This is a genomic window from Maribacter sp. BPC-D8, from assembly GCF_035207705.1.
Lineage (GTDB): Bacteria > Bacteroidota > Bacteroidia > Flavobacteriales > Flavobacteriaceae > Maribacter.
In genome coordinates, this window is sequence record NZ_CP128187.1 from 3281917 (window position 1) to 3296580 (window position 14664).

General features: G+C 34.3%; 13 protein-coding genes. 8 read left to right on the top strand and 5 right to left on the bottom strand.

The window, feature by feature from the left end; all coding sequences use genetic code 11:
- Positions 1-55: 55 nt before the first annotated feature.
- The 7 genes from QSV08_RS14405 to QSV08_RS14435 all read left to right on the top strand — a co-directional run bounded on the left by QSV08_RS14405 (position 56) and on the right by QSV08_RS14435 (position 7675).
- Entirely contained in the window at positions 56-2179 is a 2124-nt protein-coding gene (locus QSV08_RS14405) for a Tex family protein (RefSeq protein WP_324024252.1), read from the top strand.
- A gap of 8 nt (positions 2180-2187) precedes the next feature.
- Positions 2188-3090 carry a histone deacetylase gene (locus QSV08_RS14410; RefSeq protein ID WP_324024253.1) on the top strand — a complete coding sequence of 301 codons (903 nt, stop codon included), beginning with the start codon at positions 2188-2190 and terminating at the stop codon, positions 3088-3090.
- 78 nt (positions 3091-3168) lie between these two features.
- Positions 3169-4002, top strand: coding sequence for a phosphatase PAP2 family protein (locus tag QSV08_RS14415; RefSeq protein WP_324024255.1), 834 nt, complete (start codon positions 3169-3171; stop codon positions 4000-4002).
- Between the two features lie 341 nt (positions 4003-4343).
- On the top strand, positions 4344-4925 hold the full coding sequence (locus tag QSV08_RS14420; protein ID WP_324024257.1) for a hypothetical protein: 582 nt from the start codon (positions 4344-4346) through the stop codon (positions 4923-4925).
- Between the two features lie 45 nt (positions 4926-4970).
- Positions 4971-5651 (top strand): hypothetical protein, encoded by a 681-nt coding sequence (locus QSV08_RS14425; RefSeq protein WP_324024258.1) that lies wholly within the window; start codon positions 4971-4973, stop codon positions 5649-5651.
- A gap of 52 nt (positions 5652-5703) precedes the next feature.
- Complete coding sequence (locus tag QSV08_RS14430; RefSeq protein WP_324024261.1) at positions 5704-6531, top strand: hypothetical protein; 828 nt, start codon at positions 5704-5706, stop codon at positions 6529-6531.
- A 4-nt stretch (positions 6532-6535) separates the two neighbouring features.
- Entirely contained in the window at positions 6536-7675 is a 1140-nt protein-coding gene (locus QSV08_RS14435) for a gliding motility-associated C-terminal domain-containing protein (protein WP_324024262.1), read from the top strand.
- Positions 7676-7686: 11 nt separating this feature from the next.
- On the opposite strand, the gene recQ is transcribed toward QSV08_RS14435, so the two are convergent.
- From recQ to QSV08_RS14455, 4 genes are all read right to left on the bottom strand, one after another.
- Positions 7687-9771 (bottom strand): DNA helicase RecQ, encoded by a 2085-nt coding sequence (gene recQ / locus QSV08_RS14440; protein ID WP_324024263.1) that lies wholly within the window; start codon positions 9769-9771, stop codon positions 7687-7689.
- Between the two features lie 522 nt (positions 9772-10293).
- Complete coding sequence (locus tag QSV08_RS14445) at positions 10294-10593, bottom strand: GIY-YIG nuclease family protein (protein WP_324024265.1); 300 nt, start codon at positions 10591-10593, stop codon at positions 10294-10296.
- 133 nt (positions 10594-10726) lie between these two features.
- Positions 10727-11059, bottom strand: a complete 333-nt coding sequence (locus QSV08_RS14450) for a single-stranded DNA-binding protein (RefSeq protein WP_324024266.1) — start codon at positions 11057-11059, stop codon at positions 10727-10729.
- A 265-nt stretch (positions 11060-11324) separates the two neighbouring features.
- Entirely contained in the window at positions 11325-12011 is a 687-nt protein-coding gene (locus QSV08_RS14455; RefSeq protein ID WP_324024268.1) for a GNAT family N-acetyltransferase, read from the bottom strand.
- A gap of 208 nt (positions 12012-12219) precedes the next feature.
- On the opposite strand from QSV08_RS14455, the gene QSV08_RS14460 reads away from it, so the two are divergent.
- The gene (locus QSV08_RS14460) at positions 12220-13722 is read left to right on the top strand and encodes a sensor histidine kinase (protein WP_324024270.1); all 1503 of its coding nucleotides are present in this window, start codon (positions 12220-12222) and stop codon (positions 13720-13722) included.
- Between the two features lie 28 nt (positions 13723-13750).
- Here the strand turns inward: QSV08_RS14460 and QSV08_RS14465 are convergent, their stop codons facing one another.
- Entirely contained in the window at positions 13751-14386 is a 636-nt protein-coding gene (locus tag QSV08_RS14465; protein WP_324024272.1) for a CatA-like O-acetyltransferase, read from the bottom strand.
- Positions 14387-14664: the final 278 nt, after the last annotated feature.

Genomic DNA, 14664 nt, shown 5'->3' on the forward strand with positions numbered 1-14664 from the left:
TGCTTGATTTCATTACCTAATAATGGGTATTTTTAAAAGTTCTAAACGATTTTACATGCAATTACTGCCCTACATACTTAAATATACCCAGCTACCTGAGAAGGGAATTCAAAATACTATTGAGCTTTTAAATGCTGATTGTACCATTCCTTTCATTTCTAGATATCGTAAAGAAAGAACTGGTAATTTAGATGAAGTACAAGTTGGTGCTATCGTTCAGTTTAAAGAACAATTTGAAGCATTAGAAAAGAGAAAAAAAGCCATTATAAAAGCTGTTGATGAACAAGGCGTATTAACCGCTGAGCTAAAACAAAAGTTTGAGAATTCTGAAGACCTTACTCAGTTAGAAGATTTATACCTCCCTTTCAAAAAAAGTAAAAAAACAAAAGCTGAAGTTGCGCGCAAAAACGGATTAGAGCCTTTAGCAAAAATCATTATGGCACAGCGTAATGATGATATCGAGTCTACAGCCTCTAAATATCTTAGCAAAGAGGTAGAAAATGAAGATGATGCTTTAGAAGGAGCGCGCCATATCATTTCTGAGTGGATCAATGAACGTACAGATATAAGAAGTTCAATAAGATCTCAATTAGCGCGATTTGCCATTATTAGCACCAAAGTAATTGGCACGAAAAAAGATGATGAAAAGGCTCAGAAATTCCGTGACTATTTTGAGTGGAGCGAACCGTTGAATAAATGTCCGTCCCATCGATTACTTGCTATTTTACGTGCCGAATCGGAGAAATTCATCCGGGTTAAAATTGAGCTAGATGACGAACGGTTACTCGATAGAATCGAAAACAGAATTATAAAAACAAATAATGCCTGCGGCAAACAAATTGAACTTGCCATTGCAGACGCGTACAAAAGGTTGCTTTTTCCATCCTTATCCAACGAACTATTAAAAGCAGCCAAAGAAAAAGCAGATGATGAAGCAATTGCAGTTTTCTCTAACAATCTAAGACAATTGTTATTGGGCGCTCCATTAGGGGAAAAAAGTATTCTTGCCATCGACCCAGGTTTTAGAACAGGTTGTAAAGTGGTTTGCTTAGATGCACAAGGTAACTTGGTACATAACGAAACTATTTATCCGCATGCGCCACAAAATGATGTTGATGGCGCCATAAAGAAATTGAGTTCTCTGGTAAATGCATATAAAATTGAAGCTATAGCTATTGGTAATGGTACAGCATCTAGAGAAACAGAACAGGTGGTAAAGAAGGTAATCTTCAATAATCCCGTCGAAGTATTTGTGGTAAGTGAAGCAGGGGCATCTATTTATTCCGCCTCTAAAATTGCTCGAGATGAATTCCCAGATTACGATATTACTGTTCGTGGTGCCGTTTCTATCGGTAGGCGTTTGGCAGATCCTCTTGCCGAACTGGTAAAAATTGATCCAAAATCTATTGGTGTTGGGCAATACCAACATGATGTTGATCAGAGCAAATTAAAGAACTCTCTAGATACGGTTGTTGAAAGTTGTGTAAATTCTGTGGGAGTGAACATCAATACAGCTAGCGTTCCGTTATTGAGTTACGTTTCTGGTATTGGTCCGAAATTAGCCGAGAATATTGTTGCTCAGAGAAAAGAGAAAGGTGCATTCAAAAGCCGAAAAGATATAATGGATGTTCCGCGATTGGGCGGTAAGGCATTTGAGCAAGGTGCAGCTTTTTTAAGAATAAAAGATGCTAAGAATCCGCTTGATGATTCTGCCGTACACCCAGAAAGTTATGGCATAGTCAAGCAGATGGCAAAAGATAAAGGAACAGAAATAACATCATTGATAGGGAACAAAACTGTACTTAAAGAAATTGATCTTCAAAAGTATTGTACCAATGAAGTTGGGCTACCTACCTTAGAAGATATTCGCTCAGAGCTTGAAAAACCAGGTTTAGACCGTAGAGAAAAAGCAAAGGTATTTACCTTTGACCAAACCATTAAATCGATTACAGATTTACATAGCGGGCAATTGTTACCTGGCATTGTAAATAACATTACCAACTTCGGTTGTTTTGTAGATATCGGCATTAAAGAAAGCGGACTAATACATGTTTCTAACCTGTCTGATTCATTCGTAAAAGATGTAAACGAACATGTGCATTTACATCAGCAGATTATTGTAAAGGTTTTGGAAGTTGATGTTCAAAGAAAACGTATTCAATTAAAGCTGCATAAATAATTGAACCGATGCTAAAAATAGCGAATCATCCTATATACAAACATCCATTGCCAGAGGGACATCGCTTTCCTATGGAAAAATATGAGCTATTACCGCAGCAATTAATTTATGAAGGTACATGCACCGAAGAAAACTTCTTTGAACCAGAAATACCAAATGACAAACATATTGTAGCAGTTCATGATCCTGAGTATTTCTACGATTTGTTGAATATGATGATTTCGCCAAAAATGGCACGTAAAATAGGTTTTCCCTTATCGGAAGATTTAGTAGAGCGCGAACGTATTATTGCCGACGGAACGATAAAGGGATGCGATTTTGCATTAGAATTCGGAATTGCGATGAATATTGCAGGCGGAACACATCATGCCTATAGCGATCATGGTGAAGCTTTTTGCATGTTGAACGACCAAGCAATAGGCGCTAGATACTTATTGAAAAAAGGTCTTGCAAAGAAAATTCTCATTATCGATTTAGATGTGCATCAAGGAAACGGAACTGCAGAAATATTTCAGAATGACGATGCAGTTTTTACATTCTCTATGCACGGAGAAAGTAATTATCCGTTTAAAAAAGAACAGTCAGACTTAGATATTCCCTTACTAAAAGGAACTACAGATGAAACATATCTTTCTATACTAAAGGAAAAATTACCCAAATTAATTGATACCGTAAAACCAGATTTCATCTTTTACCTCTGCGGTGTTGATATTCTAGAAAGTGACAAATTGGGCACACTTAGTATGTCATTGGAAGGATGTAAAAAACGAGATGAGTTTGTCTTAACAACCTGTCACAACTTAAATATACCGGTACAATGTAGTATGGGTGGTGGCTACTCGCCAGACATTAAAATCATTGTTGAAGCACACGCCAATACTTTTCGATTGGCACAGAAACTTTATTTTTAGGGCTATTTCAGACTTTTTGAGCAAAACAAAATACCTATTTGATTCTATTTTAAACTAGTATAACTTTAAATTTGCAATATGAAAAATCTAATAATCCTCTTAGGCATAACCTTTTGTATTTCATTAAACGCTCAAGACTCCGTTAAAGATTCTACAGAAACACGGTGGAATATGTTTAAGTATGATGTTGGCAGTATGTTTAGAGGTGTAGGTCATTCTTATGCGAGTCCGTTTCATTGGAAAGGTGATCAATGGGCTCAATTTGGTGCTGTTGTAGCTGGTACAGGCTTAGTTTATTTAGTAGATGATGAAACATCGAGGTTTATAAGAAATAACAGAGAAGGCGTACCACAGGTTGTTCGAGATTATGGTGAATTCTACGGTAGTCCAGAGAATAATTATTTAGCGACATCAGGTGTATACGCCGTAGGGTTAATTACCAAAAACGAAAAATTAAGAAGAACGGGAGTATTATTAATATCATCAGCTACTTCAGCCGGACTTCTTCAACAAGTATTAAAATCTGTAGTAGGTAGAGCAAGACCTTTGGCAGATTTGGGGAAAGACACCTTTGATCCTTTTAATTCAAGCAGAAACTTTCATTCGTTCCCATCTGGGCATGCATTACTTGCCTTTACCAATGCTTACGCAATTGGTAAACAATTTAAAAATCCGTGGGTAAAAGCAGGTATTTATACTTTAGGTGCAATTCCTGGTATTTCTCGTGTTTGGGATGGTCAACATTATTTAAGTGATATGGTATTCGCTTTTGCCATTAGTATTGCAACTGTGGAATCTATAGATAGGTACCTAGATAAAAGGTATGATGAGAAATACAACGACAAATCAAAAATGGTAAGTTGGAATCTAAATTTTGGACCTGGTCAATTGGGCGTAACGGTTAATTTTTAATAAAGTTAATTTTACACCTATCCCATTTTCTTTTAGAATAAAATAATAACTCGCTCTCTTACAACTATATACTAATTAGTTTCAGGCTTCATACTGCTTTTTGAAAAATTACGGATTACTCATCTTAATCTTCCACATCTAAAGCCTCAATTTTTTGAATAAAAACGCATTTAACTAAGTATTGAAAATTTTGTTAGGCAACAAATATTGATTTAAATTATTATAAGTTTTTTCCTACAACTAAATTACAAAGTTTCATAGTCCTTTTCTTACGTTTTACAACAATTATTAGAACATCATAACCAATATATTGATATTTGGCACCTACTATTAGTTATGCTATGATATCGTATAAAACTTATATATTAATTACCTTTTTTCTAACTATCACTTATTGCTCATATGCACAAGTGAAAATTGGTGATGATGTAAGTTCAATTCACAATTCTTCGCTTTTAGAATTAGAAAGTACTTCTAAGGTCTTAGTTCTATCTAGAGTATCTAATACGCAAATGCTACAAATAACACCATTAAACGGTGCTATGGTCTACAATATAGACAACCAATGCGTTTTCACGTTTAATGGTACTCAATGGATAAACCTCTGCGATACTAATTCCAATACAATATCAATCATAGATAATGAAGATGGTTCATTCACTATTACATCAACAGATGGCACTTCGTTTACTTCTGGTGATTTAAGTGGAGCGCAAGGAGAACAGCAAAATATAGTTATTATAGCAAATAATGGCCAAAAACAATTTAATACTCCCCTACCCATTGTTGATATCAGAAAAATAGCAATTTATAGAAACGGGGTAAGAATAGACTTTACTACCATAAATGACAACACTATAGAATTAGAGAGTGAAGTCATATGTTACCAAAATGATAAAATACGAATTGTACAAATCTTATAATTAATAATCATGAATACATTTTTTAACCTAATAAACTCAATAATTATGCTTACAAAACAGAGAACTAAAAATTATAAAACACTTGCTTTTGGTCTATTAATGCTTTCAGGTATAGCTGTTAGTGCTCAACAAACTACTGGTGATGTAACCAAGCTAGCCGACGTTAACCCGGGTACAACCACAACTGCAGGCGCAGTTCGAGTCATTGATAATAAAGGAACAATCAAATACCTACAATCACAAAATGGTATTACCATGCTATCGAACACCACTGCTGACGTAACCACAACCACATGGCAGTTGGGTGGTACACTTACAGACGATACTTTTATAGATGTGGACGGAAATATTTTCGGTCTTAATGGTATAGAATTAATTAGTACTGAAACCGCTTCTACCGATGCAACAACTGAATCTGATGCAGGCACTGGTACCGGATATACGATACTTGTAAGAGATGAAGCAACGGGCGCAACAAAAAAATTACTTGCATCTGACCTTATTAAAAGCGGACAAGAAGCTTTTACCGCTACCCCTGCTCAAACAGCATACGCACTTACAGGAGCACCTGTTTTACCTTCATTTAGTCAAGTTTGGGTTTATAGAAATGGAGCCAAACTAATTGCCAATGTAGATTATACAGTAACAGCTTCTACTGTAACTTTAGTTGAAAACGGATATGCTATATACGCAGGAGATATCGTTGAAGTTCAATATATCAAATAAACCATTTGTACATAATTTTAATTTATTTGTAGTCAAAAAATACAACTCGTACATGCTTTTAAACTTTAAAAGTTTAGTGGTTATTTGTGCAATGATGATCAATTTTAACGTCGTTGCTCAAATAGCTAAAGCCATCTATAAAAAAGAAAGCGTTGTCACTGTAAATAATAATACCGTCACCAACGCTTCTGCAGCGCCCATTAACCCCATCCAAAACGATGTATGGTACTATACTTCAGATTCAGAAAATAGTATACCAAAAATTTGGAATGGCATTATATGGGCAAGCATGGTTTACACAGGTACACAAGAATCTATTTTCTATACAACAACAAATAAATATCCTTCTCAAGATAATGGCAATCTTTTTTCAGATTGCACTAATTCGCGCCTAGGTTTAAAAACAAATTCTGCGCATGCGCGGCTAGATGTTGCAAGAAGAACCGTTAGACTATCTGATTATGGCACAGGCACCATTAGTGGCATTGCAACTAATATCTTGGCTGTTGAAGCAGATGGCGATATTGTTGAAGTTGACCTGTCAACTTTTATAACAAACAATCAATCGTTATCAACTGCAAGCAGTGCAGGTAATGTTTGCATTAGTAGTGGCAATGAGATTACTTTAAATGTCGAAGATGATGACGATTCTTTAAACGAAACACAGACAATTACCAAGACAGGAAATACAATTACTTTAAATAAAAGTGGAGGTAGTGTTACAGAAATAAAAAAGGCAATATATCAGAATATTGGTGCGGCAATCATTTCAAATAGTAGTGAAAATGGAACTAAGACATTTAGCGTTGCCATAGTTCAAAGATTAGTTACAACTAATTATGTAGACAGAACCAGCTATTTCACAATACTTAATTTTTAATATCATGAGAAAAGTCATACTCCTCATAATTTTTATTGGTGTTGTTACGCAAAAATCAGAAGCACAGAATATTAGAAATTTTGGTGATCTAAGAATTCATCACTCTGGTCAAATGGGTTTTTTTTCTTCACTAGAAAATGATGGCTTATTTAATAATTCAAAAGGACTTGTCGGTTTCTACGGAAATTATCAAAATATAATTTCTGGTAGCATTTCACCCAATTTTTATGATTTTGAAATTAATAGTGATAAAGGTATTTTTCTACAGATGCCAATTTCAGTAAGTAATAACACCAATTTTGTATACGGAAACATCAGCACCTTAAAAACCGATAATTCGAATTTTTTAGAACTTATTTCAACTTCTTTTTACAATGGAGAAACTAATTTCTCTAAAGTGAATGGATTTATTTCTATTTCAGATATTCCAAATTTTCTTTTTCCTATCGGTGATGAATTCTACTTACGACCTTTAGGTATTGACACACAATCAACAAACACATCATATAAAAGCGCATATCACTTTGAAAATGCAACCCAAATCTATTCTAATAATATTCAAAAAAATACAAATTTGCTATTTGTAAACGAGAACGAATATTGGGTTTTAGAAGGTAAAAGCCCTACACTAATTACCATAGGTTGGAATGAAAGAAGTGAATTACGAAATTTCACCGACGATATCAGTAAAATAACCATTGTTGGATTTGACAAAGAATTAAAACTGTGGATAGATATGAGCACAGTTGAGCGCACAGGAGATTTAGAAGAAGGGTTTATCACTTCAAAAGAATTCAATCCTGATGATTTTAGCGCATTAACTTTCGGTATTTTAAAAAATAACTCGCCTATTTCACATAAGGGATATCACTACCTTGTTTCTCCAAATGGTGATGGTATAAATGATTTTCTTTTTATACCAGAATTAAGCGATTTCGAATATAATCACTTACAAATCTTTGACAGAAACGGACTTAAAGTTTTTGAACAAGAAAATTATACTAATGAGTTTGATGGTGAAGCAGGTTCTAATTTACTTGCTATCAAGAAAAAAAATGGTTTACCTCAGGGAATATATTATTATCTCATTACTGTAGGCGATAAGAATTTGACCATTCAAGGGTTTTTATATTTAGACAGATAATTTTGAGACTTTTAAGAATCTAACATATACAGGGCAAACTTAATTTTCCAATACGGCATTTTTTCTTCAAAGAATTCAAAATAGTCTTTTAGACCTGTAGCTTCCGTAAGTTCAGATTTTGCTTTTTCTATCTCAGCAATCTCTTTCGAATCAACAAACTGATTTAAATCAAGATCTTCACCCTCGGCATGCTTTTTCATTAGATGTCCGTATATCGTATTCTCGGACAAATTTCTTGATGTAGCGATTTCAGAAACCGTAGACCCATTATTGAACAATTCAAAAGTCTTGTCATGAGTCGCTTTTTTTGATTTTTTAGCAGGAGCATTTTTAGTGATTTCAGCAATAAACACATCTGCGTACTTTTCTAACTTCGCCTGCCCTACTCCAGAGACTAGCATAAACTCTTCCCTGTTTTTAGGTAGTTTAGCTTCCATATCTTTTAAACTCGCATCACCAAAAACAACATAAGCAGGTACATTCTGTTCTGTTGCGATTTGTTGTCTAAGTAAACGAAGCTTTTCGAATAAATTGGTTTTCGTAGTTCGTGATTTTGCTGCAGCCTTTTTCTTTTCTGCTTCTTTTTGCAACACTGCTAGCTGCACTTTTTTTCCAGAAAATAAAACTTCTTTTGCCTGTTCGGTTAATCCGAGTCTTGCACCTTCCCTGAAGTTAATATCTAATACACCCTGATTCAATAGCTGAATAACATATTGCTGCAGGTCTAACCAAGAGACATCTTTTATAGCGCCATAGGTTTTTATGTTCTGATACCCTTTTTCTAAAACATGTGCATTCTGCGCACCTCTTAAAACATCGATAACCATACCCATAGGTTCTCGCTCCTTTAAACGAGCAACCCCAGAGCATACTTTTTGCGCTAATAACGTAGCATCGAAATAAGCAGGTGGAGAATTACAGATATCGCAATTGCCACACCCTTCTGTTACTTGTTCTCCGAAATAATTTAACAAAGCGATTCTACGACAACTCAATGCCTCTGCAAATTGCTGCATACGATCTAATTTAGCGTATTCAACATCTGCATTTTCACTTTGATTGATAAACCTACGTAACTGAGCTACATCGGCAAAACTGTAAAATAGTAAAGCGTGAGCTGGGAGTCCGTCACGACCACCACGACCAATCTCCTGGTAATACCCTTCTATATTCTTTGGAAGATTATAGTGAATAACCCAACGTACATTACTCTTATCTATACCCATACCAAAAGCAATGGTTGCTGCTATAATAGGCACCTTATCAGTAATAAATTCTTCTTGAACAGTAGAGCGGTCATCTGAAGACATACCTGCGTGATAGGCCTTGGCTTTAAAACCAGCATTACGTAATTTCTCGGCAATAGACTCCGTGCTTTTTCGACTAAGGCAGTAAATAATTCCACTTTCGTTCGGTCTATCATCCAAGAAATCGAGAATATGTTTTATTCGATCTTGAGCAGGTTTTACATCCAAATATAAATTAGGTCTATTGAAAGATGCTAAGTGACGCTCAGCATTCGGAATTTGTAATTGATCTGCAATATCGTCTTGGGTAGTCTTATCGGCAGTAGCCGTAAGTGCCATCACCGGAATATTCGGGAATCTTCTTTTTAGTCCGCCAAGTTGAGTATATGCAGGTCTAAAATCATGCCCCCAAGAAGAAATACAATGCGCCTCATCAACAGCAAAAAGACTAATCTTTAAGTTACCAAGAATGTTATTAAAAAAGCCTAAACTCTCTGGAGCCACATAAAAAAGTTTCAACTCTCCTCTTTCTAATTTACCAAGAATCTCCTGTTGTGTTTCTTGAGTCTGAGAACTGTTATAATATTCAGCTGCAATTCCGTTAGCTTTTAAGACATCTACCTGATCTTTCATTAAAGCAATTAACGGAGAAATCACAATTGCAGTACCTTCTAAAGCCAATGCCGTAAGCTGATAACAAAGCGACTTACCACCACCAGTAGGCATAATAGCCAAAACATCTTTTTTACTAAGTGCATCTTCAATTATTGATAATTGATTCGGCTTAAATGAATCGTAACCAAAATGCTTTTTTAATAATGGTATTAAGTCTTTTTCTATTGTAATCATGTTTTGCAAAAATAGTGTTTGAAATTGTCTTTATTAAAGGTTTTAACAAGATCACGTCTTTGCGAGGCACAAAGCAATTTGCCAAATTCGAGTTCCGAACATAAAGATCACTTCGTCGTACTTCCTCGTGAAGACGTTCATAATAAAAAACTTAACTTTTAAGTTCAGATGATTCAACCCAAACGTCTTTGCGAGGCACGAAGCAATCTGCCAAATTCGTGTTCCATACTTACAGATCACTTCGTCGTGCCTCCTCGTGAAGACGTTAAAATAAAAATCAATACTATAAGTTCAGAAAGTTCAACCCAAACGTCTTTGCGAGGCACGAAGCAATCTGACACATTTGTGTTCCAAACTAACGGATCACTTCGTCGTGCCTCCTAGTGAAGACGTTCATAATAAAAAACTTAACTTTTAAGTCCAGATGATTCAACCCAAACGTCATTGCGAGGTACGAAGCAATCTGCCAAATTCGTGTTCCATACTTACAGATTACTTCGTCATGCCTTCTCGTGAAGACGTCTAATGACAGTCAAATATCCAACCATCCGACAAATCATTCCAATTTGGATTTAATTTGTTAACTAGTTCTTCCTTGGTTTTCCTATTACCCGACTTGAGTTGTTTCTCTCTAGCAATCGCCAAATTGACATCTAAAAATTCCTCAAAATAAACCAGTTGATCACAGTTATATTTAGATGTAAATCCTCTATATGACTTTGATTTATGTTGATATATTCTTTTTACCAAATCACTCGTCACTCCAATGTATAAAACCGTTTTATTCTTATTTGTGAGAAAGTAAATAAATGATGTGTTCATTGATTTTAATTGTCATACTTCAAGTAATAATGACTCAAGTTAAACGTCTTTACAAGGCACGAAGCAATCTGTCAATTTCGTGTTCCAAACTAACAGATCACTTCGTCGCACCTCCTTGTGAAGACGTATCAACCTACTTCCCTAACATCAACAACTCATTACACCTAACTTCTGTAATATATCTTTTCTCACCTTCTTTTGTTTCATAAGAACGGTGAGTGAGTTTACCTTCTATGGCAACTTGTTTTCCTTTGGCTAAATAGTCTTCTACAATCTCAGCCGTTTTTCCCCAGGCTACAATATTATGCCATTGGGTATCATCAACTTTTTCACCTTTCGCGTTTTTATAACTATCTGTAGTGGCGATAGAAAATTTAGCTAATTTGGTACCACCTTCTAAGTTTATGATTTCTGGGTCTTGCCCTAAATTACCAATCAACTGTACTTTGTTTTTTAATGCGTTCATCTCTCTAAATTTTATGGTTTAACAGTTCATACTATCAAGCCATTGTGACTCGACACTGCAAACCTAGAACCGCATTGAAAGATTAATCGGTTTGCAAACGCTTACTTTCGTTTGTTATCGTTTACAGTCGTTTATAAACTTTTATAATGCTATTATACAGTTATTTAAAAATATATCAAAATGAAATAAAAAATAGAATAATCTATTAAATAGTTGAAAAATGCAGAAAAAAATCCGGAATGTTAACCTTAGAAAATGAGATTAATTAAACTTTACGATACAACCACCAGTTCATATCTCTGGTTAATTCGTATCCTAATTTTTGATAAAGTGGTATAGCCAAATTTCCTTTATTGGTATGCAGAATAGGTGTTTTATTTACTTTTAAAATCTCTTTTGTAGTATGCGCGATAAGTTGTTTTGCCAATCCTATTCTGGTATAATCTGGGTGAGTTACAACTGCACTTACTTCTATAAAAAGATTGGTCTGCATTCGTTGACCGGTAATAGAAACCAATTTACCATCCTTAAAAATTCCGAAGTATTTACCCATTTCAAAAGTTCTTCTACGATAATAACCAGGCATTACCAACCAGATTAAGTCATACACCTCATTAATATATTCATCGGTCAGTAAGACAATATCTTCTGTTATTGAAACTTCTGGTAGTTGATTTAATACCATTTGGCAACCATCAATTTTCTTCTCTAGAGCAATTTTAGCTTCATCAATTAACGGAGTCTGATTCTCTGAAACGAAGAAGAAACTATCTGTCGTTTTTATATATTCATCAGAAGCTTTTTCTGTCTTTGATTCATCGAAAAAAGACCCAAAAGTGCAGACCGCTTGATCATAAAATTGCACACCGTCATATACAACAACAAACTTTTTATGTGTTTCATTTAAGGAATACCAAACCGGATTCTTAAGTTGCTCTTCTAAGTTTACCATTTTACTACGAATCAAATTTTGCGCAAATTATTCAATCTTAAAACAATATCGCATCTTACTAAATATAAAAATGAATTTAATACTTATATAAAAAGAAGCTTACCTAACATTGGCTCATTCTCAATAAAAAATTCTAAATTCAGAGAGAAGAGATAATAAAAAAAACTTCAAACCAATTCTATATACGTAATCAATTGATAGCTTTTAAATGGATATATTTAATTATAAGCATTTTACCACCATACTATTTACGTCCATTTACGGCGTTTTTGGTATTTACCACTTATTGTCTTATATAGTTTTAAGACACAAAATCTTACTCTACTATTTTATTCTAATCATCGGGTTGACTTTACATTATAGTCTCATTTTTATCCATGATGCTTCATTCAGTGAACAAGTAAAGTTAATGGCTTATAATGTATCCCCCATTACAGCAATCATTACCACTTTTGGTCTATTAATGTTCACAAAGAGCTATTTTAACATATCACCAATTAACCACCGAACACTATTTTCAATTTACAAAGTGCTTATCTTAATTTTAGCAGGTTTACCTGTAGTATACATATTAAATCATTTTATAATCAAGCTTGAATGGTTACGTAATATTCTAATAATAACAGCTGCAATTACGGCGTTATCAACTACCTTTCTTTGTCTATTTTCAGGATTTCGACTTTACAACTCTGAAAAATTCAACAAGTATTATTTGTATTCTTATACACCTTACCTACTCGGTTCATTCCTTTATATTGGAGCATGGTTTTCACAAAAGTATTTTAATGTAGATACCGACCTTGTTATATTACTAACCTCAATTCTTGTGACTTTTCAATTAGTACTTTTCTCTCTATTAATTAGTTACAAGTACAAATCTATTGAGGATAATACTATAAAAATTCAGGTTGAAGCCAATAGCAAACTTACTACAGAAGTTGAGAAACAAACCAAACATCTACAAATAGCAAAGCAAGATTTAGAATATCAAAATGAGGAACTTGAAAAAGTAAATAAGCTGAAAAACAAATTATTCTCACTACTTACCCATGATGTAAGAGGACCTCTTAATAATGTGGGTACGATTATAGAAATGATTGAAAGTCAGTTAGAGGAAAGTGAACTAAAAGAGATTACAAAAAAATTAAAAAATGAAGTAACCGATAGAATTTCTATGGTTAATGTATTGCTTGATTGGTCATATAATCAACTAGAAGGTGTCTCCTTAGACAAAAAATTATGCGATTTAGATACGGTATTTAATTCCATAAAAAAGGAATTTGAAAGGATGGCAAATGATAAGGGTATAGAAATAGAACTGGCAATTTCTTGTCGAGAACTCTTTATTGATGAAAACATGTTAAAGGTCATACTTCGTAATCTGACCTCTAATGCTATCAAGTTTAGTGAGAAAGGTCAAAAAATAATATTGTCTTCTAAATGCACATCTGATATCGTTGAAATAGGAGTTAAAGATTTTGGATTAGGAATGAATACCGACTGGCAAAACACATCTAAAAGCAATAACGCCCCAACAGTTAGAGAAGGTACAGTTGGTGAAAAAGGAACTGGATTTGGTTTAATGATTACTAAAGATTTCGTAGAAATGAACGGTGGTACAATAAGTTGTAAAAGCGAGATAAATAAAGGCACAGAGTTCATTTTAAGCTTCAAAACCGCAACAAATGAGCAGGTAGCACCTAAAATATAATTAACAGACATATTATTTAATTCTCCTTCTAAACCTCTCCGTCTAGTGACATTAATCGTTGAAACTCGGCTACAAATAAACCTACTTCATACCCATCCATTAAAGCATGATGTACATGTATTGAAACAGGCATAGATCTATGCTCACCTTCACCAGTCATTTTACCAAATGAAATTTTTGGGCAGCTATCTGCAAATTCAAAATGTCGTGCATGAGAAACCGATGTAAAATCGAGCCACGGCATACTAGAACAATGTAATACGTTGATACCGCATTCGGGTAATTCTAGTCCCGTTGACTTTTTAACCACTTCAATCACTTTATTAGCTGCGTCTCTAAACTCAGTAAAAGACTCTTTATATTCTATATAAGAAAAACCAAATGTGCCATTATCCCTACCAATGGTTGGCGATGCATGCACATGATCATACTCGAACACCTTACCATCTTCAATTCGATATTTGAATGGAGTTACGGCATTAGCAGCCTTTAAAGTTCTATGTAAATAAACTAGAAAGAAAGAGTTGCCAGACTGTTTTGCATAATCATAGGCTATAGAACAGTTCACTTTTACGGTTACCCCATGAAAAGGTTCGCTGAATTGCGAAAAAAACTTAAAATGACCTACCCTATTCCATTCCTCAATATTTAATTCCTTCTTCATTATTCCGTTATCTTAATATCAAATTTTAACTGGTTTCTTAAAGCAATAAATATACAACCTGCAAGTCAAATTATAAAACGAAGTAACTAGTTCGATACAGTATTACCAAATGACACTATTTCACAATTCGATGTCAACATGCCAATCAAAAGAAACATTTTTTTCCTACCTTAAAACCTTTAAAATATACAGGTCCAATTAGCATAAGGTGAAATTGACACAAAAGAAGATACCATCAGTTTTGTCGTTACGTAATTTCAGAAAACAAACCATTTTGC

Bases quoted from the DNA above. Each gene is read 5' to 3' on its own strand.
- QSV08_RS14405 (WP_324024252.1), top strand. From the start codon at position 56: ATGCAATTACTGCCCTACATACTTAAATATACCCAGCTACCTGAGAAG.
- QSV08_RS14410 (WP_324024253.1), top strand. From the start codon at position 2,188: ATGCTAAAAATAGCGAATCATCCTATATACAAACATCCATTGCCAGAG.
- QSV08_RS14415 (WP_324024255.1), top strand. From the start codon at position 3,169: ATGAAAAATCTAATAATCCTCTTAGGCATAACCTTTTGTATTTCATTA.
- QSV08_RS14420 (WP_324024257.1), top strand. From the start codon at position 4,344: ATGATATCGTATAAAACTTATATATTAATTACCTTTTTTCTAACTATC.
- QSV08_RS14425 (WP_324024258.1), top strand. From the start codon at position 4,971: ATGCTTACAAAACAGAGAACTAAAAATTATAAAACACTTGCTTTTGGT.
- QSV08_RS14430 (WP_324024261.1), top strand. From the start codon at position 5,704: ATGCTTTTAAACTTTAAAAGTTTAGTGGTTATTTGTGCAATGATGATC.
- QSV08_RS14435 (WP_324024262.1), top strand. From the start codon at position 6,536: ATGAGAAAAGTCATACTCCTCATAATTTTTATTGGTGTTGTTACGCAA.
- recQ (WP_324024263.1), bottom strand. From the start codon at position 9,771: ATGATTACAATAGAAAAAGACTTAATACCATTATTAAAAAAGCATTTT.
- QSV08_RS14445 (WP_324024265.1), bottom strand. From the start codon at position 10,593: ATGAACACATCATTTATTTACTTTCTCACAAATAAGAATAAAACGGTT.
- QSV08_RS14450 (WP_324024266.1), bottom strand. From the start codon at position 11,059: ATGAACGCATTAAAAAACAAAGTACAGTTGATTGGTAATTTAGGGCAA.
- QSV08_RS14455 (WP_324024268.1), bottom strand. From the start codon at position 12,011: ATGGTAAACTTAGAAGAGCAACTTAAGAATCCGGTTTGGTATTCCTTA.
- QSV08_RS14460 (WP_324024270.1), top strand. From the start codon at position 12,220: ATGGATATATTTAATTATAAGCATTTTACCACCATACTATTTACGTCC.
- QSV08_RS14465 (WP_324024272.1), bottom strand. From the start codon at position 14,386: ATGAAGAAGGAATTAAATATTGAGGAATGGAATAGGGTAGGTCATTTT.